This is a genomic window from Apibacter sp. wkB309, from assembly GCF_002964915.1.
Taxonomy (GTDB): Bacteria; Bacteroidota; Bacteroidia; order Flavobacteriales; family Weeksellaceae; genus Apibacter.
Genome location: NZ_PSZL01000018.1, coordinates 1 through 664 on the forward strand (window position 1 = coordinate 1; position 664 = coordinate 664).

Consider the following 664-nt stretch of genomic DNA (forward strand, 5'->3'; position numbering starts at 1 on the left):
ACTATTCAAGATTAACAGTATCAACGGCAGTTCTACAGTTAAGCTGCAGGTTTTCACCGCTGACTTATCAACCCGCCTACGGACCCTTTAAACCCAATAAATCCGGATAACGCTCGCATCCTCCGTATTACCGCGGCTGCTGGCACGGAGTTAGCCGATGCTTATTCGTATGGTACCTTCAGAACATTACGCGTAATGTGGTTTATTCCCATACAAAAGAAGTTTAAAACCCATAGGGCTGTCGTCCTTCACGCGGGATGGCTGGATCAGGCTCTCACCCATTGTCCAATATTCCTCACTGCTGCCTCCCGTAGGAGTCTGGTCCGTGTCTCAGTTCCAGTGTGGGGGTTCACCCTCTCAGGCCCCCTAAGGATCATCGTCTTGGTAAGCCGTTACCTTACCAACTAACTAATCCTACGCATGCCTATCTGTATCCGATAAATCTTTTAATATCTGCCAATGCTGGCAGATATATTATCCGGTATTAATCCGGGTTTCCCCGGGCTATCCCGGTGATACAGGTAAGTTGCATACGCGTTACGCACCCGTACGCCGGTCTCTCTTGAAGCAAGCTCCAAAATACCCCTCGGCTTGCATGTGTTAGGCCTCCCGCTAGCGTTCATCCTGAGCCAGGATCAAACTCTCCATTGTAATTTCTTTATTA

At 48.8% G+C, this 664-nt stretch carries 1 rRNA gene; it reads right to left on the reverse strand.

The features are described from left to right. Positions 1-651 (reverse strand): 16S ribosomal RNA (locus C4S75_RS05780); the annotation flags it as partial. Between the last annotated feature and the right edge of the window lie 13 nt (positions 652-664).